General features: G+C 41.6%; 20 protein-coding genes. 6 read left to right on the forward strand and 14 right to left on the reverse strand.

Annotation, left to right across the window (positions count from 1 at the left end; translation table 11 throughout):
* The first annotated feature begins 82 nt into the window (after window positions 1-82).
* A complete protein-coding gene (locus tag OQE68_RS24475) occupies window positions 83-1,096 on the forward strand; it encodes a zinc-binding alcohol dehydrogenase family protein (protein WP_180566966.1) in 1,014 nt (337 codons plus the stop codon).
* Between the two features lie 294 nt (window positions 1,097-1,390).
* On the opposite strand, the gene OQE68_RS24480 is transcribed toward OQE68_RS24475, so the two are convergent.
* The 3 genes from OQE68_RS24480 to OQE68_RS24490 are packed head-to-tail and all read right to left on the reverse strand — an operon-like array spanning window position 1,391 to window position 4,404.
* A complete protein-coding gene (locus tag OQE68_RS24480) occupies window positions 1,391-2,554 on the reverse strand; it encodes a quaternary amine ABC transporter ATP-binding protein (RefSeq protein WP_180566967.1) in 1,164 nt (387 codons plus the stop codon).
* On the reverse strand, window positions 2,551-3,411 hold the full coding sequence (locus OQE68_RS24485; RefSeq protein WP_180566968.1) for an ABC transporter permease: 861 nt from the start codon (window positions 3,409-3,411) through the stop codon (window positions 2,551-2,553). Before OQE68_RS24485 ends, OQE68_RS24480 begins: the two co-directional genes overlap by 4 nt.
* A 9-nt stretch (window positions 3,412-3,420) precedes the next feature.
* Window positions 3,421-4,404, reverse strand: coding sequence for an ABC transporter substrate-binding protein (locus tag OQE68_RS24490; RefSeq protein WP_180566969.1), 984 nt, complete (start codon window positions 4,402-4,404; stop codon window positions 3,421-3,423).
* 686 nt (window positions 4,405-5,090) lie between these two features.
* On the opposite strand from OQE68_RS24490, the gene OQE68_RS24495 reads away from it, so the two are divergent.
* Window positions 5,091-5,585, forward strand: a complete 495-nt coding sequence (locus tag OQE68_RS24495; RefSeq protein WP_180566970.1) for a MarR family winged helix-turn-helix transcriptional regulator — start codon at window positions 5,091-5,093, stop codon at window positions 5,583-5,585.
* 251 nt (window positions 5,586-5,836) lie between these two features.
* Here the strand turns inward: OQE68_RS24495 and OQE68_RS24500 are convergent, their stop codons facing one another.
* From OQE68_RS24500 to OQE68_RS24510, 3 genes are read right to left on the reverse strand one after another with little or no spacing between them, the layout of a single operon-like run.
* Window positions 5,837-6,985, reverse strand: coding sequence for an osmoprotectant NAGGN system M42 family peptidase (locus OQE68_RS24500; protein WP_180566971.1), 1,149 nt, complete (start codon window positions 6,983-6,985; stop codon window positions 5,837-5,839).
* A complete protein-coding gene (ngg, locus tag OQE68_RS24505; RefSeq protein ID WP_180566972.1) occupies window positions 6,982-8,733 on the reverse strand; it encodes an N-acetylglutaminylglutamine synthetase in 1,752 nt (583 codons plus the stop codon). The genes OQE68_RS24500 and ngg overlap by 4 nt, the downstream gene beginning before the upstream one ends.
* 2 nt (window positions 8,734-8,735) lie before the next feature.
* Window positions 8,736-10,514 (reverse strand): N-acetylglutaminylglutamine amidotransferase, encoded by a 1,779-nt coding sequence (locus OQE68_RS24510; RefSeq protein ID WP_180566973.1) that lies wholly within the window; start codon window positions 10,512-10,514, stop codon window positions 8,736-8,738.
* 460 nt (window positions 10,515-10,974) lie between these two features.
* Here OQE68_RS24510 and OQE68_RS24515 point away from each other — a divergent pair, with 460 nt between their 5' ends.
* Entirely contained in the window at window positions 10,975-11,565 is a 591-nt protein-coding gene (locus tag OQE68_RS24515; RefSeq protein WP_180566974.1) for a hypothetical protein, read from the forward strand.
* 62 nt (window positions 11,566-11,627) lie between these two features.
* Here the strand turns inward: OQE68_RS24515 and OQE68_RS24520 are convergent, their stop codons facing one another.
* Complete coding sequence (locus tag OQE68_RS24520) at window positions 11,628-14,423, reverse strand: hypothetical protein (RefSeq protein ID WP_266195814.1); 2,796 nt, start codon at window positions 14,421-14,423, stop codon at window positions 11,628-11,630.
* Between the two features lie 240 nt (window positions 14,424-14,663).
* Between OQE68_RS24520 and OQE68_RS24525 the strand changes: the two genes are divergently transcribed.
* Together OQE68_RS24525 and OQE68_RS31020 are read left to right on the forward strand one after the other, a co-directional pair.
* The gene (locus tag OQE68_RS24525) at window positions 14,664-14,831 is read left to right on the forward strand and encodes a rubredoxin (protein ID WP_180566976.1); all 168 of its coding nucleotides are present in this window, start codon (window positions 14,664-14,666) and stop codon (window positions 14,829-14,831) included.
* Window positions 14,832-15,254: 423 nt separating this feature from the next.
* Window positions 15,255-15,338: an SdiA-regulated domain-containing protein gene (locus OQE68_RS31020; RefSeq protein WP_353618523.1), complete on the forward strand. Its 84-nt coding sequence runs from the start codon at window positions 15,255-15,257 to the stop codon at window positions 15,336-15,338.
* Window positions 15,339-15,439: 101 nt separating this feature from the next.
* Here OQE68_RS31020 and queF read toward each other — a convergent pair whose 3' ends face one another.
* The 6 genes from queF to OQE68_RS24555 form a co-directional block, all read right to left on the reverse strand.
* Window positions 15,440-16,267 (reverse strand): NADPH-dependent 7-cyano-7-deazaguanine reductase QueF, encoded by an 828-nt coding sequence (gene queF, locus OQE68_RS24530; RefSeq protein ID WP_180566977.1) that lies wholly within the window; start codon window positions 16,265-16,267, stop codon window positions 15,440-15,442.
* Complete coding sequence (locus OQE68_RS24535; RefSeq protein WP_180566978.1) at window positions 16,224-17,165, reverse strand: queuosine precursor transporter; 942 nt, start codon at window positions 17,163-17,165, stop codon at window positions 16,224-16,226. Before OQE68_RS24535 ends, queF begins: the two co-directional genes overlap by 44 nt.
* Complete coding sequence (locus OQE68_RS24540; RefSeq protein WP_180566979.1) at window positions 17,146-17,826, reverse strand: helix-turn-helix domain-containing protein; 681 nt, start codon at window positions 17,824-17,826, stop codon at window positions 17,146-17,148. The genes OQE68_RS24535 and OQE68_RS24540 overlap by 20 nt, the downstream gene beginning before the upstream one ends.
* 107 nt (window positions 17,827-17,933) lie before the next feature.
* On the reverse strand, window positions 17,934-19,091 hold the full coding sequence (locus OQE68_RS24545) for a lipocalin-like domain-containing protein (RefSeq protein ID WP_180566980.1): 1,158 nt from the start codon (window positions 19,089-19,091) through the stop codon (window positions 17,934-17,936).
* Window positions 19,088-21,610, reverse strand: coding sequence for an ABC transporter permease (locus OQE68_RS24550; RefSeq protein WP_180566981.1), 2,523 nt, complete (start codon window positions 21,608-21,610; stop codon window positions 19,088-19,090). Before OQE68_RS24550 ends, OQE68_RS24545 begins: the two co-directional genes overlap by 4 nt.
* Entirely contained in the window at window positions 21,607-22,278 is a 672-nt protein-coding gene (locus OQE68_RS24555; protein ID WP_180566982.1) for an ABC transporter ATP-binding protein, read from the reverse strand. The genes OQE68_RS24550 and OQE68_RS24555 overlap by 4 nt, the downstream gene beginning before the upstream one ends.
* Window positions 22,279-22,360: 82 nt before the next feature.
* Between OQE68_RS24555 and OQE68_RS24560 the strand changes: the two genes are divergently transcribed.
* A complete protein-coding gene (locus OQE68_RS24560) occupies window positions 22,361-22,597 on the forward strand; it encodes a hypothetical protein (RefSeq protein WP_180566983.1) in 237 nt (78 codons plus the stop codon).
* A 212-nt stretch (window positions 22,598-22,809) separates the two neighbouring features.
* Here the strand turns inward: OQE68_RS24560 and OQE68_RS24565 are convergent, their stop codons facing one another.
* Window positions 22,810-23,103: an RNA recognition motif domain-containing protein gene (locus OQE68_RS24565; protein ID WP_180566984.1), complete on the reverse strand. Its 294-nt coding sequence runs from the start codon at window positions 23,101-23,103 to the stop codon at window positions 22,810-22,812.
* Window positions 23,104-23,247 lie beyond the last annotated feature (144 nt).

A 23,247-nucleotide genomic window follows, 5' to 3' on the forward strand; every position in this document is an offset into this window, starting at 1 on the left:
CCTAGAAGCAACCGCAGGTGCAGTAGCGCATTTTTCGTCATGGAAATGACCCAAGCAAAGCAATACAGATGAGGATAAGTGAATGAAAGCGATAGGTTTTACTCAATCATTACCCATTACAGATGAACAAAGTTTATTTGCGTTTACGACTGAGCAGCCAAAGCCTGAAGCAAGGGATTTACTTGTTAAGGTAGAAGCGGTGTCTATTAATCCTGTTGATACTAAAGTGCGAAAAAAAGCTGCTAGCCAGGATCAGCTCGATAAGCCACGGATTTTAGGCTTTGATGCCGTGGGAACAGTTGTCTCAGTGGGTGATCAAGTGACCTTATTTAAAGAAGGGGATACCGTGTTTTATGCTGGAGATATTTCTCGTTCAGGTAGTAATGCTGAATATCAGTTAGTGGATGAGAGAATAGTCGGCCATAAACCCAATCAGTTATCTGCCGCCGAGGCGGCGGTATTACCTTTAACCGCATTGACTGCTTGGGAAGCCCTATTTGATCGGCTGGTAATGAAACCAGGGGAGGGTGCTGGAAAAACGTTACTTATTATTGGTGGAGCAGGGGGCGTGGGTTCTATAGCGATTCAGCTAGCTAAACAGGTTGGCAAGTTTAATGTGATTGCTACAGCATCACGTCCAGAAACAAGTCAATGGGTGACTGAATTGGGGGCTGATCAGGTAGCGAATCATCATAGCTTAGTGGAAAGTGTTAGGGCGTTGGGTATTGAATATGTCGATTATATCTTCAATACCGCTGATACTTACGGGCACTGGGATGCAATGGTTGAGTTAATCAAGCCACAAGGAGCAATAGTGGGTATTGTTGAAAGTGGCCAGCCTGTAGACCTTAGCCAATTACAGTTTAAATCGGTGGCATTTCACTGGGAAGTTATGTTTACCCGCTCTCTGTACAAAACAGATGATATGATTCAACAACACTATATATTGGAGCAAATTAAATCGTTGGTCGATCAAGGCATAATTCGATCAACCTTAACTGAAACGCTTACTGGATTGAATGCTGAGACTTTAAAAATAGCACATCAAAAAAGTGAAAGTGGAAAAATGGTGGGTAAGCTTGCGGTTGTTTATTAGCCGGAATATTTTATCAAACTGTAGAAATATTCATTAAGTTATTGGGGATATTAGCACTTAGCCAGTTAGTAAGTAATTCCCGTATTGACGCCGGTATATCTACGAATGTTGCTATTCTGGTCAGCTGCTAAACTAGACCGCAGTTAAGTTACTCGCTTGACTCCTAATTGGTAAACTTTCACGCTCTGGCATCCCTCCTAATCTGCCAGAGCTTTTTTTTGCCTGAAATTTACCTTCACTTTTTTCCATAGCAATTGGTTTTTTTAAAGTGTCCTACAAGGATTTAATGGCTTGTTAAGCCACTAAATCGATCACTTTGGTTTTAGACAGCCAGCCCTTAAATTCCCCCTGCTTATTGGTGACTGCAACCGGTAGCTTTGAGGTGAGCAACTGAGGTAACACTTCTTGTAATTCGGCATCATCGGGGATAGTAATGGCCTCTTGCACATAACGACCAATTTCTTTCGCTTGTGCCTGACTGGCTTTGGTGATATCCAAATGGGTAACAATGCCTTTTAAGGTTTTTCCCTCCAGTACGCAGGCATAATCAAGCCCTTGTTGCTTTAATTTTTCTAGGGCTTTTTGTGGGGTGGTGCGGGTAGTTAAGGTAATGCCTGGTTGCTTGGTAGCGTGGCCTGCGGTAAGCACTTTGCCTCTGTTGACGTCTTGGAGAAAGGCCTGCACATAATCATTTTCTGGGTTGAGTAAAATATCTTCTGGGGTGCCTTCCTGAATCAACTCTCCATCCCGTAAAATGGCAATTCGATTGCCCAAACGCAGGGCTTCGTCCAAATCATGGGTAATAAAAATAATGGTTTTATTGAGCTTCTCCTGTAACGCCATTAACTGATCTTGCATTTCTCGGCGAATTAATGGGTCAAGAGCGCTAAAAGCTTCGTCCATTAATAAAATATCCGGATCTGTCGCTAATGCACGGGCCAGACCAACCCGCTGTTGCATACCACCGGATAATTGATTGGGATATTGATTTTCAAATCCAGTTAAGCCTACTTGGTCAAGCCAATAAAGGGCTTTTTCTTCGCGAGCTTGTTTGCTAACGCCTTGAATAGCGAGTCCGTATGCAACATTATCGATAATGGTTTTATGGGGTAATAAACCAAATCGCTGGAAAACCATACTCACTTTATGGCGACGGAAGTCTTCTAATTCGCGTTTAGACATCGCCATAACGTCGATACCATCAACAATAATTTGTCCATCAGTGGGCTCAATCAGCCGATTAAAGTGACGAATCAACGTGGATTTTCCAGAGCCCGATAGACCCATAATGACGTATATCTGGCCTGCTTCAATATTCAAATTAATATTGCGTAGTCCAATGGTGTGGCCGCTTTTTTCCAATAGTGCCGGCTTGCTTAAACCGGCCTTTGTTTCCTTTAGCCATTTGTTCGGGCGGGGACCAAACAGCTTATAAATATTGCGAACTTCAATTTTCATGCAGACTGCTCCTGTTGCTGTCGGCGCTGGCCAAAGGACTGGGTAATACGATCAAATAAAATGGCTAAGGCGACGATGGCTAAACCAGCTAATAAACCTCGGCCTACTTCCAGGCGGTTGATCCCCATTAATACTTCCTGGCCTAACCCTTTGGCGCCAATCATGGAAGCAATGACCACCATGGCTAATGCCATCATCGTGGTTTGGTTAATGCCAGCCATAATATTGGGTAACGCCAGGGGTAATTGAATGCCTAGTAACTGTTGTCTGGTGTTGGCTCCAAAAGCCTGGGAAGCTTCCAGAACTTCTTTATCAACCAGGCGGATACCAAGATCAGTCAACCGGATTAACGGTGGCACAGCATAAATAACCGTGGCAATAATGGCAGGGATTTTTCCTAAGCCAAATAACATTACCACGGGAATCAAGTAAACAAAGCTGGGCATAGTTTGCATAATATCCAGAATAGGTAAGATGATTTTCCGCAGCCAGGTTGATCGTGACATTAAGATACCAGTAGGAATACCAATCAGAATTGATAGCCCAGTGGCTACAATCATTAAGGCCAGAGTTTGCATTCCCTGGTCCCAAAGGCCAATGGCACCGATAAAAGCCAGTAAGGCAGGCATTGCAAATGTTAGTTGCCAGCGGCGACTGCCTAGCCAGGTTAATCCTGCAACTACTAGCAGTACTAACCACCAAGGCGATTGCCGTAACCCTTGCTCAAGCCATACCAGTAGATCAATAAAGGGTTGGGTGGCTTGTTCAAGGATATCCCCGTACTCTGCCACCAGATTTTCAACGGCATTATCAATGGTTTTGCGCAGTTTGCGAGCAGGAATCAACTCAGGAAACATCGGGTTACCTCACAGTGCAGCTTTAACTTGCTTGGCGACGTCACCTGGTACCCATTGGGTCCATAAAGGCTCATAATTTTTTAAGAAATAATGGGCCACTTCAGTTGACTCAGCGCCTTCTTCATCGGCCCAGGCTAATAATTTGTTGACTTCCTGGGTGGGGATTTTTACTTTACTAATAAAGTCCACCAACTGTGGTGCCGCTTCAGCGAAGTCGGTATGAACGCCGGTTTTAATTGCTGCAACAGGATAATTACCAGGATAAGGTTTAGTACATTCAGGGTTAGTATTGCAAAGGTGGCCGGTTTTATCGTAGGGGGGCATTGTGAGTTTTACCATGTCATATTTGCCTAAAACAGCAGTTGGTGCCCAGTAGTAAAATAAAATAGGCTTACGACGCTTGTAGTGTGAGGTAATTGATGCTTTTAGTGCAGCCCCTGTTCCTGGAGAAAAAACATTATATTGGTCTTCTAGTTGAAAAGCTTTTATCAAGTTTTGGTTAATCACTTCGCAGGCCCAGCCAATGGGGCAAGAATAAAAACGGCCTTTACCGGGTGCTTCGCGATCTTTAAATAAATGTTTGTATTTGGGTAAATCACTGACAGATTTTAAATTAGGGTATTTTTTCGCCAAGTATTTGGGAATAAACCAACCTTCAATACCGCCAGTATAAACATCGCCGAGGCTTTTTACTTGGCCTTCTTTAACGCCTTTATTCCAGGCTTTTGAGACGCTGTTGATCCAAACTTCTGCCATAATATCTACATCACCCCGAGTGATGGCTGCCAGCATGGGTAAGGTGTCACCAGTTTCAACAGTGGTTGTACAACCGTAACCCTTTTCTAAAATAAAGCGTTCAATTTCTACCGTAATTTGGTTGGACAGCCAGTTCATGCCTGCGAAACGAATCTTTCTATCAATTTCACATTCTTTTGCATGTGTAGTGCTCGCCAGCGTCATTGTTAAACATAAAAAAAACAGTAATTTTTTCATTAATGTAAACCTAATTTATTTTTTTTCATTTGAGATAAATGGATCTTAACCAGGGTGCCTGGAATCTTTTATGTCTGATGAAATATTCAGACTGGATGTTTTATTGTTGTTGCATACTAACTTAGTATTGTTAGTATTCAAACTAAAATATGGTTGTTCACCCTGAAACTATCCAGCTAATATTACAACACAAACTGGATGGGCTCGACTATAACTTCCTTTAAAATCCGTTATCTTTAACGATTTTTGGTTATATGTCATGGTTTTGATTGTGATTAAGTTGGTGAATTGTAGTTGTTGTAATGCTTATTTGTTTGAGTTCTATTGTTTAGATGTGTAATGTTTTGACTTCGTTCTACTTGTGAGGATAGTGGGCCAAACGGCTCTGTTTGGATTGGATAAAGCGCCTGTCGACAAGCAACAACACCGAATGTGGTTTTTTTTACCAGAAACCCCTGAAAGGCGCTGCCTGACGAGTTCTTGGTTTGCTTGGAAAGGCAACCAGTCTTACACTTCGGAAGCCGTCTTGTTCAAGACCCGTCAGCTTGCGCAGAGACCATAAACAATTATTAGAGGAGCCCTTAAATAAATACTTGAGCTTAGTAGTTCTTTACTAAAGAAAATGTGTTGTACAATGGGGCTAGTATCAGCATTAGCTGGTAGAATTTATTGTGGTATATTTGAGCATGGAAAAATATGAAGAACTGTTGGTTGCCTTGCGGAAAGTTATCCGGGCAATTGACTTGCACTCTAAACAGTTAAACAAAAACTTAGGTTTGACTGGCCCCCAGTTGTTGATTTTACAGGAAGTAGGGCGCCAGGAAGGCATTACCATTAGTGCAGTTGCTAAAAATATTAATTTAAGTCCTGCAACCATCACCAATATTACGGATCGGTTGGAAGCGCGTAGCTTGCTAGTTAGGCAGCGTAGTCAACAAGATAAACGACGGGTTGGGCTTTACTTGACTGAGCTGGGGCAAGCGGCATTACAATCGGCCCCCCAGCCTTTACAAGACCACTTTATTAAAAAGTTTTGTGGGCTCAAAGAATGGGAACAGTCTTTATTGCTTTCATCAATGCAGCGTATTGCCAGTATGATGGATGCTCAGGATTTGGATGCAGCGCCTTTGTTAGAGGTGGGAGCTATCACGTCTGCGAGCAAAAAAGACTTACCTGAATAACCTGTTTATCTAAATAATCGGGCTGAATAAACCACATAGAAAGTGACTAGTGCTGCATGAAGCTAATCACTGGAATTCAGGTTGTTGCAAAAAGCTAGCGGATATGGGGTGACAGGGTGTTCTGTAGCTAAGGCATGGATGCCTTTTTAGCGCTTGATGGGCCAGGGACGGCACTCCAAAAGCGGCGGAAGAATATCCTGTTATTTCATATCGGGCACTAAATTTACTTTCTGTACCCTTTTGCAACACCCTCAATTAAATGGGGGAGCATTATTGGTGGGATAGCTAGCAGCCTGATCGGTAAATTCCTCTGTTGTAGGTTTGGCCTTTGCGTCTGTTTTAATGGCAGGTGGGCTCTGTATATAATGGACGATCAACCTTGCACAATGAATTAACGCTTCAAGATGGGTTCTTTCATAACCATGAGTAGCATCAGTGCCAAAGGTAATTAAGCCATGACGTACATCATGTCCGGCATTGATTGCAGACACAGCATCACTGTAATAATAACGAAAAACGTCCCGGCTATGGGGAATATTATTGGTACAACACAAGTCGATTAAGTGATGGGTTAAGTAATAATCGTAAGGGCCACTGGAATCCTTCATGGCAATCGTAACACCCCGCTCGATGGCATTTTGCCCTTCAGCAATAGGGCCAATGTCAATACCCACACATTCTGTTACATGGCAATCCAGGGCGTGCCCTAATCCCATTCCGGTTTCTTCAGATAAGGTGAAAATAGGGTGGCAATCAATTGTTACTGGAATGTTGTAGTCTTTAACTGCTTTAATCGCTGCTAATAAACTGGCTGTGCCTGCTTTGTTGTCGAGGTGGCGAGATACTAAATAACCATTTTCCATCACCTCAGAATTGGGGTCAAAAGCAACAAAGTCACCGACGCCTATACCATGATTAAGAGCATCTGCCTGAGAATGGATTTCCAAGTCGACTCGTACTTCAACATGGTCCCAAGTAACAGGTTGGGTATCAATTTCTTGATTAAATACATGGCCAGCAGCAAAAATAGGTAGCACAGTTCCCCGCAGCTCACCTACATCGGTAAAGACACTGACTCGGCCTCCCTCAGCAAAGCGGCTTGACCAATGGCCGACGGGGGTGATGGCCAAGCGCCCATTGGCCTTAATCTCTCTGACCATTGCGCCAATGGTATCCAGGTGGGTAACAACCGCGCGATCGGGCGATTGCTGTTTGCCCACCAGGTTACCGATGATTGTTCCTCGTCTAGTGAGAGAATAATCTATTTTCAGCTTATCAAGCTCATGGCATACATAACACACAGCTTGATCTGTAAAACCTGTTGGACAGGGAATGGTCAATAAAGACTGTAGTTGGTTAAGTAAATAATCTTGATCAATCGTAAAAGGAATATTTTTCATATTATTTGTTTGTTACTTAATGGAAATAATAAATCAATAAATTTTTCAGCCGTCGGTTGGGGGGCGTGATTTTCCAAACCAGGGCGTTCATTTGCTTCAATGATAATGTACTCAGTAGCATTGGGGCTTGGTACAATAAAGTCTAAGCCTACGACCGGGATAGCTAAGGCTTGAGCAGCTTGCTCAGCAACAGTTCGTAATGTGTCTGATAAATTAGTCGTCACATCCTGCAAAGTGCCACCCGTATGTAAATTTGCCGTTTTGCAAACAAATAACTGTTTACCTTTTGGCAGTATAGTGCTCCATGAGTAACCTTGTTCAGTAATACATCGCTCAGTTTCGCTATCAATGGGTATACGGCTTTCACCGCCTGTTGCAGCCTGGCGCCGACGGCTTTGGTAGGTAACTAAGCATTTGATGGAGTGGACGCCATCGCCAATAATCTCAGCGGGTTTTCGAATAGCGGCAGCCACTACTTGATAACCAATAACCACGATACGTAAATCCAGGCCTTGATAAAACTTTTCTAATAAAATATCTGCAGACTCGTGCTGTGCGCGTTCGATAGCGCTCATTAGTGTCGTATGATTTTGTATGTTGACAGTAATACCTCTGCCTTGCTCGCTATTGGCTGGTTTGACCACGATGGCTTGATGCTTGGCTAAAAAGGCATTGGCTTGTAATTCTGATTGATAAATACAATGTTCTGGGGTATTTAAACCAGCGCTTTGCAAGATTTTATGCGTGAGCGCTTTTTGTTGACACAGGTGCATGGATACAGCCGGTGTTACATCCGATAGCGATTCGTGACAGCGGATTTTTCGCCCCCCTAAAGATAACGTAAATAAATTTTCGGCATAGTCCTGCACTATGACATCAATCCCTCTCCGCATAGCCTCATCAGCAATAATTTGGGCATAAGGGTTTAATTTTTCGGGTTGGTTATCCCCTAAAAATAATTTTTCATTAATGGCATTTTTGTTTTTGATAGCAAAGGTATTAATTGGTTTGAAACCAATTTTTTTATATAGCTCTTTGGCCATGTTATTACTATGTAAGACAGATAAGTCCAGGTAATGACAACCCCGAGCTGCACAATATTCAATAATATGCCGAACGAGTGCCTCACCAACACCCGCGACCTGGGTATTTGGGGATACAGCCAATGACCATAAACTGCTGCCATGGGTTGGGTCGCCATAAGACTCTCGGTGATTAACGGCAATAACAGTGCCAATAATTTCTTTGCTGGCAACATGTTCTGCTACAAAAAAAATAACTTTTCGAGAATTTTTATAAAACTCAACTTGTTGAGGATCAACCGAGACCATTTTACGTTGTTGATAGAGTGCATTGATAGCGGTTGCATCGTCAATAGAGCAGGCTCGGCGAATTTGTAAATGAGAAAAAGGCTTTTTAGCGGCCCGGTAATTATCCATCCAAATGCGCAAAGTATCTGAAGGGTCTAGAAATAGATGCTGGGGAGAGTAGCTCAATACGACATGGGGGTTTGATACATAAAGGGCAATGTCCCGTTGGCCTTCTGATTCTTCGGCTAAGGTGCTTGCCAGTTGTTGGGGGTCTGGAAATGTATTGCCGATGATTAAACGTCCCCAGCCACAAGGGATGATAATATTTTCTGGCAGTTGCTTATCTTCATGATGGTTAGCGACGGCTTTCAGATTATTAAATGAAGGTAACTGTTTTCTTAAAAGTCGCTCATTAGAGGCTGGCTGATCTAGTTGCATGACTAAATTCCTTGGGTTTGAAGCCAGAGTTCAAGCAGGCCCATTTGCCACAGCTTAGAACCATTTAATGGTGATAAATGGTTTTTAGGGTTGCTTAACAAAGTATCAATATACGCTTGGTTATAGAGTTTTCGCTGCTTTGCTGTGTGGCTAGTCAATGCAGCAGCAACCCACTTTAAGGTTGGCCCTTGTAAATACTTTAGAGCAGGAACGGGAAAATAGCCCTTAGGGCGATCAATGACTTTATCAGTGACAAACTGTCTGGCGACGGATTTCAGTATCCACTTACCATCGTTGGCCTTTACTTTAACGGCGGTGGGCAAGGTTGCACTAAACTCAACCAGCTCATGATCTAGAAAAGGTACTCTTGCCTCTAAGCCATGGGCCATTGTCATGTTGTCTACGCGTTTTACTGGGTCTTCAATCAGCATTACGGTTGTATCAAGACGTAATGCCTTAGTAATTGGGTCATTAGCTCCTGGTTGTGAAAAATGCCCAGCAACAAACTCACTGGCATAGTCTTGAGTTACCCAGTCAGTTTGAAAAATTTGTTGATATTCAGAGTAATTGCGATCAAAAAAATGTTGCTTATACGTTTGGACAGGCGTATTTGATGTTAATAAAGGTGGGTACCAGTGATATCCACCAAACACCTCGTCAGCTCCTTGACCACTTTGAACGGCCTTACAGTGTTTACTGACTTCGGCGGCTAATAAATAAAAGGCAATACAGTCATGGCTCATCATCGGTTCGGACATTGATGCGATAGCACTGGGTAAGTTGTCCATGAGCTGGGTAGGAGAGACAAATAACTTATGGTGGTCAGTTGCAAATTGTTCGGCAATTAGGTCAGAGTATGTAAATTCGTCGCCTGCTTCATCTTCAACGGTATCAAAGCCAATAGAAAATGTTTGAATCGGTGTTGATTTTACTTCAGTCAGTAGTCCGACTAGTAAGCTAGAGTCAACACCACCGGATAATAGTACGCCAACATCAACTGCAGCGACATTTCTGCGCTTTACGGCTGTTAATAGTTGCTCTGTTAATTGGCTTTGCCACTCTGCCAAGGTATCAGCATTAATGGGCTTTGAAATAGAATCATAAGTTAATTGCCAATATTGATGCTTAGTTAGCTGGCCATCACCATCAAGCCACTGATAATGACCAGGCTCCAGTTTATGAATATTGCTAAATATAGTATCAGGTGCTGGTACTACAGAATGGAAGTGCATATAAAAATGTAACGCTTTTGGATTTAACTGTTTGCTGATAGTGGGGGCTGTTAATAACGCGGGTAATGTCGAGGCAAATAAGCAAGCATTGGGTTGGAGTGAGTAATAAAGTGGTTTAATCCCCAAGCGATCACGGGCCATAAATAATTTATTTTGATCTCGAAGCCAAATAACAAAAGCAAACATACCATTAAATCGTTGTAAACACTCAGGGCCCCATGCATGGAATGCTTTTAATACGACTTCTGTATCACCTGAGGAGTAAAACTGATACCCCAATTGCTCAAGTTGCTGACGAATTTCTGGGTAATTATAAATAGCACCATTAAATACTAAGGTTAAGCCCAGTTGGTAGTCATGCATAGGTTGGGCCGATGCGGCACTTAAATCCATAATTTTTAATCGAGTATGTCCAAGCCCTATATTATCTTGGATAAATAACCCGGAGTGATCAGGCCCGCGTGATGTCTGTCGGGCATTCATTTTTTGTAATGTTTTAATGGATGGTGATGTTTGGTCGAAGCGAAACTCTCCACAAATGCCGCACATAATTAACCTTTTGATTGGTAAGTAATCCAAAAAAAGATAGCAGATAATTGTTTAGAGTTCAAATTAAATTTGCGAAGGTATTCCGTTACTTTAAAGGCTAAATATCAAAAAAACTAATTAGTATTGAATTAATGTGAGTTCTAATCATATTCTTAACGAGAAAGGAATCATATGATGAGACTTTAATTATTCAGTCCCACTTGGTCATACACTTGATGTAAAAAATATAGCAGTTAAAAAATGAAATAGTGGCGATTTATTATTTGGTATAGTTTTTACCTTTAAAATAGTTATTTTTATGGGTGACTAACATCTGCTTGGTAACATATAAGGTGTAATGGTTAGCTGTCATGTGCATGCTATAGTGATTGTCAGTAAATAGCCAATGACACTATTGCTACCATTCTGTTAAATGGTGGCTATACTTGAGAGAAACTTGCCAACTCGACTCGAGAGTATTATGAAAAAGCTCATTGTTTCGATTGTTTTATTAGTAATCATTGTTGGTGGTGGCGGTGGTGCTTATTGGTACTTTTTTGCAAGTACTGAAGCCAAGTTAAAGCAACATTATCAATCCATTCAAAATAAATGGTTAGCAGATAAAGCGCTGATCGATGCAATTATTGAGTCCAATAGCAAGGCGGCTGATTGGGATGAGGCTAAAATTAAAGTACTTGATGATAAATGGCGATTAGAAAAAATCAGTGGGAAGTATGAACTGATTAATGACGTTGTTAATGGTCGAGCGTCGGGGTTTGTGCGAGAGGTTCAGGAAAATAGTAATGGATTGTATAAAGAAGTGATTGTCATGAATAATAAAGGGACTAATGTGGGTGTAAGTGATATTACATCCGATTATTGGCAAGGAGATGAGGCTAAGTGGCAAGAGACTTACTTAAAAGGAAATGGAGCTATTCATATTGCCGAAACAGAGTTTGATAAATCAACCCTCACTTATACCACTCAACTCAGTTTTACAGTAACCAATCCAGCGGATCAAAAACCAATTGGAGCAATCACGCTGGGAGTGGCGCTTGATAAGCTAAAATGATAACACCGTTTTGGACTAACACTGATACACTGCATCAAAAGAGGTACCAGTGTTAGCTTTTATTAAGCGCTAGCGTTATTTGCTGAAGACAGTTCTGCAATTAAATCGGCTAATTTTACTTGCTCAGAAACGCCATGCACAATTGGCCGAAGTACATTATCTCTGAGTACCTGCTTACCAACATGACGTATAGTTTCTTCGAATACATGCCGATTATCTTTGCCTAACCACTGTTTAGCATCATTAGCTAATTGTTCAGTAAATAGTATTTGGCAGGTTTTATGAAGATAACTTGCTTCGGGGGTATCTGGTTTTAATTCAGTTAAGTCCTGCAAAAAACGCTCACGATTAAATACATAGACGCTAGTGTCTTTTTTACCCCAATTCATCGGTATAGACAGGGTGTTAGATAGCAGCTTGGGATGAGCAATGGGCTTAATTAATTGTTTAACCAAGCGACCTAAGTTGATTACAGGTGCAACTGGATTAGGGATTTGCCATGGACGTTTGGATTTATTAGCAGTAATTTTCTTGATATAAGGACCATGTTCGAGTTTTGGTTCTTTAAACAGCGGATAGCCGTTCTTGTTAACCAAACGTTTGACAATTCGCCGTTCAAACTCTTTAAGAAACCCTTGTTGCTCAGCAAACTGAAATAGCTGCTTGATTTGACCCGCTGCAGTATCAGATCGCTCTGCTACCCAAGGTACTTTTTGTAGCTGCTGAATATGTTGGCTAATAAATGCTGAAAAGGCGGTATTAGGCCCTTGTTGTTGTAACAGTGATTTTGCTTGATTAATAATATTGACTGTATTTTGGCTATCTGCTTTAACATTGTCTAGTGCCTCTCTGTACAATTGACGGTAATGACCAGAGTGCTCGGTGTCGTATTTTTGATAAGGTTTACCCGCCTTTGCCAATATTTCAAATGCATCTGCTTTGGGGTTGTTAATAATGGTTTGATAAATATTAAGCCATACTTTAGGGGTAGCTTGTTCCTGACTGAATTGGTATAGATCCTGGATGCGTTGTTGAATAATATCCAGTGGTTTGGCATCGGGATCGGTTTGTTGGCTAATGGCTTCTTCTGCGGCAGACTTTTTTTCCGATACATTAAATATTTTGTTGGAATATTGAGCTGCTGCCTGGCTCATCGCAACGCCACCAATAGTCGCCCCGACACCTGCATACAACACACTGCTCACACCCACTCCAAATGGTCCACCTAGAATCATGCCTAATTGACCTAGCGTAAGCACACTGTTACCCAGGGTTTCTGCAACGGTGACATTCCGTTGATGACGATAAAACTGGTCAATCATCGCCTTGACCTTAGTTAATTCTGGGCTATTTGGTTTTTCTAGTGCTTGCGTGGTATTAATTTGATCTAACCATTCATTAAGCGATTTGATTTCATGAATGCCTAATCCGGCTTTGGTTAGCCCTGCAATAACCATTTGTGCTTGGCCAATGACATTAAAGGTATCACCCATCTGACTGAGAATGCTGCTAAAGGACTGAGCAGCCTCGCCGACTAATAATTCGCTGGTGGCGCGCGCTTCAAACGACACCATTCCCCAATACATACCACTTAAGCCTGATTCGGTAAAGGCGGCAGCAATGTGTGTATCAGCAAATTTTGCCAGTTTATCATCTTGATTGGCTTTATAATCCGCCAGTTGTTGGATAAGAGCATGACAGTCCGGCGAAGTAGGATCAAACAGCTGGCTGCTTGATAATTTAGTCAGCAACTGTTGTAGCTCTGGTGAGGTTTGTTTATCGGTTAATTGTTCATTGACTTGTTGATTATGATCAGCCAGCTGAGTTTTTAACGCATTCAGTTGGTTAATTGTGTCTTTTAACTGAGCTTGATCGCCATTATTTTTTGCGCTTAATAAGGGGCCAACACAGGCTAATAGATTAGTTTTAAACCCATTATGTTGGTTTAGTAGGTTAAGTAACTGCTGTTGTGTATCATCATTGTCAGTGGAGTTGAGTAACTGTTCTTTTATCGCCAATTCTTGGGTGACGAGGCTACGAACTTCATTTTTTAATGCTTGTTGAGATTCAATCAGCTCCTGATACTCTTCACGTGCTTCGTTATATTCGTCATTAGCACCTTGCCAGCCTTTATGCACCACACCTATAAAAGCTGGGTAAAGCGCTGTACTTTGTACTGCCAGCACTAACGAGCGAGGCAGGCCAGAGTTTTCTAGACTGACGGCCAAATCATCACCACCATCAATCACTAATACTGGGCCAGTGTCCATTTTAGTGATTGAAGTGACATTATGAATATCTCGACCACGTATAAACCTTTCTGCTGCCGCCATATGCTTGGCAGTACGACGTAAGTAGCCTTGTTCTAAAGCCTGCGTCATGTCATCAAGTGACTTAAAACGGAAGGTTTGCTCAAGCTTATCGCCAGTGGCTTTCCAGGGGTATTTTGTATTTGCTGAGCGACTGATTTCAACGCCCCATTGTTTTTCTATAGTTTTGGCTTGATCAAGCTCTTTTGGGTAGTTTTCTTCTAGAAATATTTCTAACTCTTTACTGGTTTCAAATGTTCTGGGCTTTGTATATAAATCACTGGCTAATTTCCAGCAATAGGTGCCTGGCCGATTAATTTTAATCTCATGCTGACCCGTGAGCTGAAAAATTTGCTGATTGCCTGGTGATATTTCATTGAGTTTATCTTTCAGTGCTAACTGTAGTGTAATCGGGGCAGGGTTAGCTTCAGCCAGCTGCACAGTATGTCCACCAATATCACCTTGTATAAGTGGTGGAGCAGTGGCTTGAGATAAGGATGGGTTGTTAAGTGTGCTGGGTTGAGTCGCGTTTACTGCTGTAGCTGGCATGGTCAGCAAATACCCCATTAGTTGTCGTATAAATAGGTGAGTTGGTAACAAATACACCATAAAATAAGCCGACTAAATGAGAAAGTATGCTAAAAACGGTCGAGAATTATTATCATTTGCAATAGTGAGGTAGGCATTATGCTATTCAGGGCACTGCTACACTGTCTGATGAGACAATAGGCTATGACTGTAAGTCTGGTGTCATAAAAGGGGGTAGGAATAAAATACGTTGGAGAAGGTATGCGTAAGTGGCAATGTGTTATTTGCGGCTTTATTTATGATGAAGCCTTAGGTTTACCTGAAGAGGGGATACCAGCAGGTACTCAGTGGGAGGATATTCCGGAGGATTGGCTTTGCCCTGATTGTGGCGCAGCCAAGGCTGATTTTGAGATGATAGAGCTGGCTTAGTGTAAATAAACCTGCATTGTGAATGTATATGACTTGATGTTTATACCGAAAAATGACTCATAAAAACTAATTGTGTAAACGGCTTTTATATTTTTTCAAACCGCGGTTAAACGCTTCCAATAACCGTTGGCTATCTTTATGCCTTTTTGTTAACAATAAATGAAGTGGTTGTTCTGTTAGTGGTGTTGGATGGTGGGTAAATCTAGCAGCGTTTTTAGTGGATAAAACTTGCTTTAACAGATAATACCCGCTTTCTTTTTCTCGGCACTAATACAGTAAGTAGATAATAGTATGAGTAGAGAAGTTAAAAGCTGATTCATGAGTTGCGCTTTTCTCACTTAGACTTGTCTAAAAGACTAATTTTAATATAGTCAAAGTGAGTGGGATTGAAGTGGTTAGCTTGATAAAGATAAAGATATCCAAATAAACCAAGTATTAGATGGCCAGGATAATATTTATATTATCAGTGAACCAAGCTTGTTTTATACGTTCTCGAAGGTGCATTAAATAGAAAAAGCTAACGGATATAGGATAACAGGGGATTCGGTAGCTAAGGGCAAATCATGCACTAGCAGACTTGCCCTTCAAGCGTGGAGTAAATGAAAACTCTACTGTCGCAGCATCCGCTCGTTCGCAGATGGTGCACTTTCAAAATTACTGCGGAAGGGGTTGATGTCTAGGCCACCACGGCGGGTATAACGGGCATATACAGTCAGTTTTTCGGGTTGGCAATAGTGTTGAATATCGGTAAAAATCCGCTCGACACATTGCTCATGAAATTCATTGTGTTGGCGGAAAGAAATAATATATTTTAACAAGGCGGCTCGATTAATTTTAGCCCCAGCATATTTTACCATTACACTGCCCCAATCTGGTTGGCCAGTCACCAAACAGTTGGACTTTAATAAATGAGAGTGTAAGGTTTCTTCAACCGGCTGTTGAGGGTCGGCAGCACCGGTTAATAAGGTTGAGTCAATTTCATAGCATTCGGTAGTGATGTCTTCTTCATCAATACATTCGCCAGGTAAATTGCCAATGGTGGCATTATGCTGGTGCCATAAATTCACTTTGACTTCACCGTTAGCAATGAGGCTTAAATCTTTGATAAGCGTGGCCTGAACGGTTTCAATATTGTCAAAATGAGTTTGATTAAAACTGTTTAAATACAGTTTGAATGATTTTGACTCAATAATATTGGTCGTTGTTGCATCAACAAAAGCTTCACCAACGGCGATGGCAGGTTTGCCAGAAGGGGTGAGCCAGGATAATTCATATAAATTCCATACATCTACCCCTGAAAAAGGCAGGTTTTCTGGGTAAAGACCAATAGGCTCCCGGTTGAGACTGCGGGGCACACCTTCCAGTAATTCAGGGTTATAGCTGAATTCGTATTTAACTGACTTCCCTAAGGGTGTGTTGTCTAGTGGTGTATTCATTCTGATCCTTTAGTTTACTGTCTTCAGTTACAATGAATTGTTTCATCAATGCATGGGCAGCATAAGTCATGGGAACGCTGATTAAGGCATATATTGACTTCACGATGATTTGTGAGGTGATCATAATTAGCACAATCTCTGGCCCAAGAATGTGCCAGAAAGCGATAGTACAAAATAACAAGCTATCAATGATGGTGCTCGGCAGTGTACTTCCCAATACCCGTAAGTATAACCAGCGGCTGTTGGTAAGACTACGGATTTTTGACAGGATCACTGCATTCAGGTTCTCACTAACTAAGTAAGCGATCATGGAGGCAAAAAACACACTAAGTAACTCAGTGCCGATCAGGTTAAAGCTATCATCTAGTTGCCAATGGTTGATGGGGGCGATTTGTAAGGCTGCAAAAATGACGGCACAAAAGAAGATATTAGATAAAAAAGCAATTTGAATACCTTTACGCGCCATCCGCAGGCCGTAAAATTCATTAATCACATCATTAATAATATAGGTAATAGGATAAAACAGTAGGGCGATAGGAATAACCAGTTCAGTACCTAGTAAGTTAATAGGTTTAAGGCCTGAAAAGTTACTGCTGATCAGGATAGCACTTAAAATGCTGATCATGATCGCATAAGCGGTCCAAGAGCGCTCGCTGCGTTCTTTTTTATCAAATAAAATCGAGGTGTTGGTTTTTTTGTAGTAATGCATGCAGATGAGTTTGAAGTCTCGCTCTGACACACTGTCCATCATTTCATCAGTAAAAAATAGCTCAATAGGAATAGCTAAGCGTTTACCTATGCCTGTTACAGTGAGAATTACCTTACCTTCAATACTGTCAAACCCATGTAAAGCATATTTATGAGCAGTTTTATCCTCGTCACGAATACCTTTCTTCAATGAGCACTCCTTGGATGCTGTAGGTTTTTGAGTAAAGCATGGTGTTATTTGCATCGCTAAGCGATTGCAGATAAATCAGCCCATCAGAAAAATTTTTACATTTAACTAGCGTGGGTTGTGGCTTATCCGTCATAGCTAGCACAATATTGTCTTGTTCAGGGGCGCGGTTACCACTAAAAATCAGGGTGACCCCAGGGTTAAAATAAGGCAGGTAATCTTTAGAGTCGACTGTTAAGGCAAAGCCTTGGCCAACTTTTCGTGAGGCACAAGTGGTGGGGCGGTGCTGATACCAGTAACCAATAGGAAAGCGCTTAAAATGAGTAATATCTTGCCACTCCAGCACTGGAACTGCATAAAGTGCTTTACCTTCTATATATTCTATTTCGTTGCTATGGTGTTTTTTTTGGCTTAAGTTGACTTCTGTGAGTTCCCATACTTCAACACCAAAAAAATCAGATAGAATACTAACCGTTGACTTCTTTGTGCTGGTAACATCACCATTAACAAGTTGGTAGATGGTGGTTTGTTTTACCCCGGTTTGTTGTTGAATATCTTGTTCTGATAAACCATTTTCTTTTAGTAAAAACTTTATATTTTGTGCAAGCGTTGTTTTCGTCATGGCGATTTTTTGAACACTGCCATCCTTGTTTAATAAGCACAAAAATACTACCTTGTTTGTTAAAAAAAAACTAGTTAAATTGCCTCATGCTGCACTAGTTGTATATTATACAAATGTCTATACGTAACCTTGTGTATATTACTACAGGGTTAATAACCAGTGAGCTCAACAAACCCCCAACCCTGATGACTGCCGGTTATTTTTACTGCACCTTCCCAGTAAGTAAATAAATGCTTTATGAATTGGTTAGGCTGTGTAGGTGTTAGATTCAACGACAAATTATAATCAGGAAGGATAATTTGCCATTCTACTGGCCACTGTTTATGGCCAGCTGCTTGTTGATATTGAGTGGCCTTGATTGTCAGCTGGCTGGGATTTAGTTGAATAATGGTCTGGTCAGCTTGAATTAAGCTGGCAAACAGGGTTTCGGGGTAGCCAGGTTGGCTGCGAATACGATAAATCATCAACTCTTGTTGGTTTTCCAGTTGTAAGGAAAACCAGTCCCAACCGGTTTGGTAGCGATCAAGGGCACTAGTAGCCCACTCATGATCAAACCAAGCCTGTCCAGTAACGGGTATTTGCTGTTGATTCCATTGAATTGAACCAACAACATTTAAGCGAGGGTAAGAGTAATAGTAAGAGGCATTACCCTGTGCAGGACTTTTTTGGCTTAGCCCTTGGTTGCCTTGTAAAACCCAGGACTTGAGCTTGTCGATGGTTAACTGTAAACCGATTTGTTGTATTGGTGCCTGAGCGGTTAATTTGGCGGGAAAGAGTGATTCTGCTGTGGTTGATTGTAATTGCCAGTTTTCTAACCAGGCTTGTAAGGGGGAGGATTTTACACCCGCCAGCCCAGGGCCTTGGCGGCTGAGTTTGGCAGCACTACGATAGGTTTGTTGTTGAGTATTGCTCAAAGCCAGGTGGGCCATATAAAACTGGGGTACCAACCAGGGGTTGGCAGCAGTTGAAGTGGGTTGGCTGGCAAAACGAAACAAGGTGAATTGGAAGCCATAATGCTGTTGATTGCGATCAAATAAGTGACCAGTCAAATACCACCACTCAGTACGATAGGAAAAGTGGGGGCCATGGTCGAGGGGAAAAAGAAAGGAAATAGGTTGGGTTGCTTGTTTAAATGAGCTGTTTTTTTGAGTACCCAGCAACTGTTGTAAAGTAACGGGATCGTTTTTAGTAGTCTGTAGCGCTGTGATGGGTTTGGTCAAGTCGAATACCCCCCCAGTAAACAGCCCGCCTAACAGGCAAGTGCCAGTAATAATTATACCTAGAGTGATTAGAGTTCGCTGGCTCATGATTTTATAATTGCTTGTGGTGGGCGAAGGAGTGGGTAAAGGCAGGCAACACCTATTGCTGCTAATGTAAAACCCAGTGTAGACAGTGAGGTTGCCCAGCGAAATAACAGGGGCATACTCCAACCAAAGGCTCGTATATTAACCCCTGTAATTAACCAATGGGATAACCAATAACCCACCGGTAAGGCAAGTAAACAACATAAGCAACCAAACCACAGCATTTGGCAGATTTGGAAACAATTAATCTGCCAGCGGGTAAAACCTAACTGATGTAGCAGAGTCACTTCATAGGTTCGGCTGAGCTGTAATGCCATTAAGGTGCTGGCCATGCCGATGGCTGCAATGATAATAGCAATGGTTCGCAGGCCATTGGTGACTAAAAAAGTTTGATCAAAAATAGCCAGCGAGCGTTGTTTAAGTTGTTCTGGAGTGGTTATTGCTAAATTGAGAGAATTATTATTTTCATCGATTGCAAGCTGGTTAATTAACTGAATAACAGCCTGTTGCTGGGTGGGGTTAATTAAATAGATGGCAATTGAGGTGATAGGTAAAACAGGCCAGTAACGTTGATAATTTGTTTTACTGATTAAAGCTCGGCCATACTCACTGGCGTAGTCATAATAAATACCTGCCACTTGAAATAGTTGGATACCTTTAGGTGTATTCATTGCCAGCTGACTATGCTGCTTTAGGTTTAATCGATTAGCTAGTGGCTCGCTAATCAGCAGTTGGTTGGGTTGTTGCCAATTCTGCCAAATTTGGTTGGGGTTGCCGCCTGTAAATAAATACCCCTGTTGCATGGGGGGAGGGGCATTACTACTGGTTAAGCGAAAGAGCAGTCCTTGACTGCTGACTTGCTTGGATTGGAAGTGCGCAATGTGTGCAATAGCAGGATGCTTCGTCATTCGCTGTAATAATTTGTCAGGTAACGGTTTGATCTGCTGCTGCCCCCATGTTTCTTGCTTTAAGTAAATATGTGCAGATAGGCGATGCTCTAGCCAGTGAGTGACGGTTAGTCGAAAACTGTCAATCATAATGCCAATGCCAATCGCTGTGGCCAGTGCAATGACCAGCGCCATCATGGCTATGCTAGTGGTAATACTGTGTCGTTGATTATCCTGCCAAAAATATTGCCATAAAATGCCTTTTAATTGAGCAGGCCAGGGTTTTATTTTGCTGGCTAATAGGGCCGTTAGCCAATTAATCGCCGGTAGCCAAGTTGCGTAACCAAGCAGTAAACCACCAATGGCAATAAAACAATGAGTGAGCCCAGTGGTGAAATAAAACACGAAAATACTAGCACTTAAAGTAATTACCCCTAGCAAGGCAAAACCCAGTAACTGTCTTGGTTGCCATTGTAATGGGGGGGGATGTTGGGTGGAATAGCGACTGGCTTGCCAACAGTCAATACTAACGACAGCTAATGGCCCAAATATACCAATCGTGATTGCTTTTAATAAGGTGGATGCTGGCACATGAAATAACGTAACAGGGGTCATGCCATAAAGATTACTGGTGGTTTGTTGTGCGACTTGTTGTATTTCAATACTGATCAAAATACCTAACAGGATGCCTAACAGGGTTGCAGTGATGGCAATGCAGACTACCTCTAATAGTAGTAAGAGGGTTTTTTGCTGAGTGGTAATACCCAGTTGTGTGAGTTGGATGAGTAATTGATGGCGTTGAAGTAGTGCAAAGCGCATGGTATTAAACACAATAAAAAAACCAGTGGCCACGACTAATAAAGCTAAAGCTGATAAATTAATACTTAATGCGTCACTCATTTGCCCTAATTGAGAGGTTATTTCACTGCTTGCCGCTAACGGGTAAGCCGAGGGAAGCCACTGTCGAATAGCATTAAGCTGTTCAGTTTGATGAATAGTTAAATCAATTCGACTCAGTTTGCCTGGCACATTTAACCGCTGTTGTGCCTGGCCAATATCCATTACCAATAAATGGTCGAATAACTCACTAAACTCTTGGTTAAAAGTGGCCATTAATGTCACGGGAAACTGATTATTTTCGGTATACAATGCAAGTTGATCACCTATTTGCCATTGGTGTTGGTTAATATGTTGTTGCGCAATTATGACAGCAGGGGGAGATGACTGAATAAAATCTAATAGAAAAGCGGTTGCACTATGGGTTTGCGGGCTCGTGGCATAGGCTTGAAAGTGCACAGCTTTAAATAAGTCTACACCTAATAATGTATATAACTCGCCGTTTTTTGTTAATTTGACGGAAGCTTGAATAACCGGGCTGGCAGTTATCGAAAAATGCTGGGTGAGTTCTGTATAAAGCTGCTCTGGCAGCCAGCCTGTTGTAGAGGTAATATGGTGGGTAGCAGGGCCACTTAGTTGTTTGGCTGCTATTGAAAAATTTTCCTGGCTATTTTTGATCAGTAAGTCAATGGTTGTCAGTAAACAAGTAGCAGAGCTAATACCGATTAAAATAAAAAATAATTGCCAAGGATGAAAACGATAATGCCTAAGCAAGGCAACAAACAGCAAATAGTTCATGACTTGAGTGAAAGCTGTCCATAATGAATAACTGCAACCCGGTTAGCCCATTGACAGAGTTGCTCATTATGAGTGGCAAGTAGTACCGTTTGCTGGTTGGCATTGACTTGTGAAAAAAAAAGCTCAATTACCCTGGCAGCGGTTGTATTATCTAAACTACCGGTAGGTTCATCTGCTAACAGCACACTGGGTTGATGAATTAAACTACGACAAATGGCTACCCGTTGTTGCTCTCCACCTGATAGTTGGTGGGGAAATCGATTGAGCTGCTCTCCCATATCAACCGTTTGTAATAAGTATCTGGCTCGTTCAGTTACCTGCCGTTGTTTGTTAAGTAGCCCTGGAAGCATGACATTTTCCAGCACAGTGAGTGAGGGCAATAAGTTGTACTGCTGATACACAAAACCAATATGCTGTCGTCTAATCGTGGCCCGAGCCGTTGCTGAGCGATTATGCATAGGTTGTTGGTGAAGGTAAATTTCGCCTTGATAAGGTAAATCCAGGCCTGCGATTAAATTAAGCAAAGTTGTTTTGCCAGAGCCACTTTGCCCTAACAAAACCACGATTTCACCAGCCTGAAGCGTTAGGTTAATATTAGTAAACAAGGGGGTAGACTGGTTACTGACAGGAATATAATGACTCACCTGTTTTAGTTCGATGACAGCCATTGACGACCTATCTCTTTTATATCTATTGTTTTTGGGTATTGGCTATAATGGATGAACCACAAGAATATGTAAGGATAACTCAATGAATAATGTAGACCAACACTTAGGCCAATTAAATGAAACACTAAGTAATATTAACGATCAGCTCCATATTATTACGGATACTATTAATAATGTAATCAGTTTACAAGGTTCTGCTGATCAAGATGACCCTATTATAAAAAAACTATTACATAGACAGCAGGAGCTGTTTGGTCAATCTGATGCCATATTGAAAAAAATTGACGCATTATTAGGTGTTACAGTAGATGCTGCCTAGTGGACTAAACGAAAAATAAGGCATTTTTTTCAATCATTTACCTACTGGTGGAATTGCTTTTTTGGGTGTTGGTCTTTCTGCTATTTTAGAGAAAAAGCACCTGCAAAAAAGTGCTTTGCCAGAGAGTAAATGGCTTTGAACACAATTATATAACTTTGCATGTGAACCACTAACCTAAATCGTTTCGTAGGTTGCCGTATTTTTCAGGCTAATTAAGTGGTTCGCTGTACAGTATAATTACGTCGGCTTCGTTGACGGTTATTATCAATGGCTTTATTTACCTTAATTGTACGTCCTTCTACTTCTATACCATTATGTTGCAGTGCTTGCTTAGCGGCCTGCTCGGAGGCAAAGGTAATGAAGGCAAAGCCTTTAGATCGCCCGGTTTCGCGGTCTAAAATTAATTTAATGTCGTCAATTTCGCCATATTGAGAGAACAGATCATCTAACTGTGACTCGTTGATGCAGTAGGGTAAATTACCTACATAAAGCTTATTTTGCTGCATGAGCTCCTCTAAAATCGCTATTTACAAAAAGCATCTATAACACCTGCATTGTTAACTAACACCTGAATTGTTCTCATCACATGCTGGTATTTTCCTAAATGGTTAAACCTACTACTTGATGCTCTTGGTAAACAAGAACTGATG

Source organism: Spartinivicinus marinus, assembly GCF_026309355.1.
GTDB lineage: Bacteria > Pseudomonadota > Gammaproteobacteria > Pseudomonadales > Zooshikellaceae > Spartinivicinus > Spartinivicinus marinus.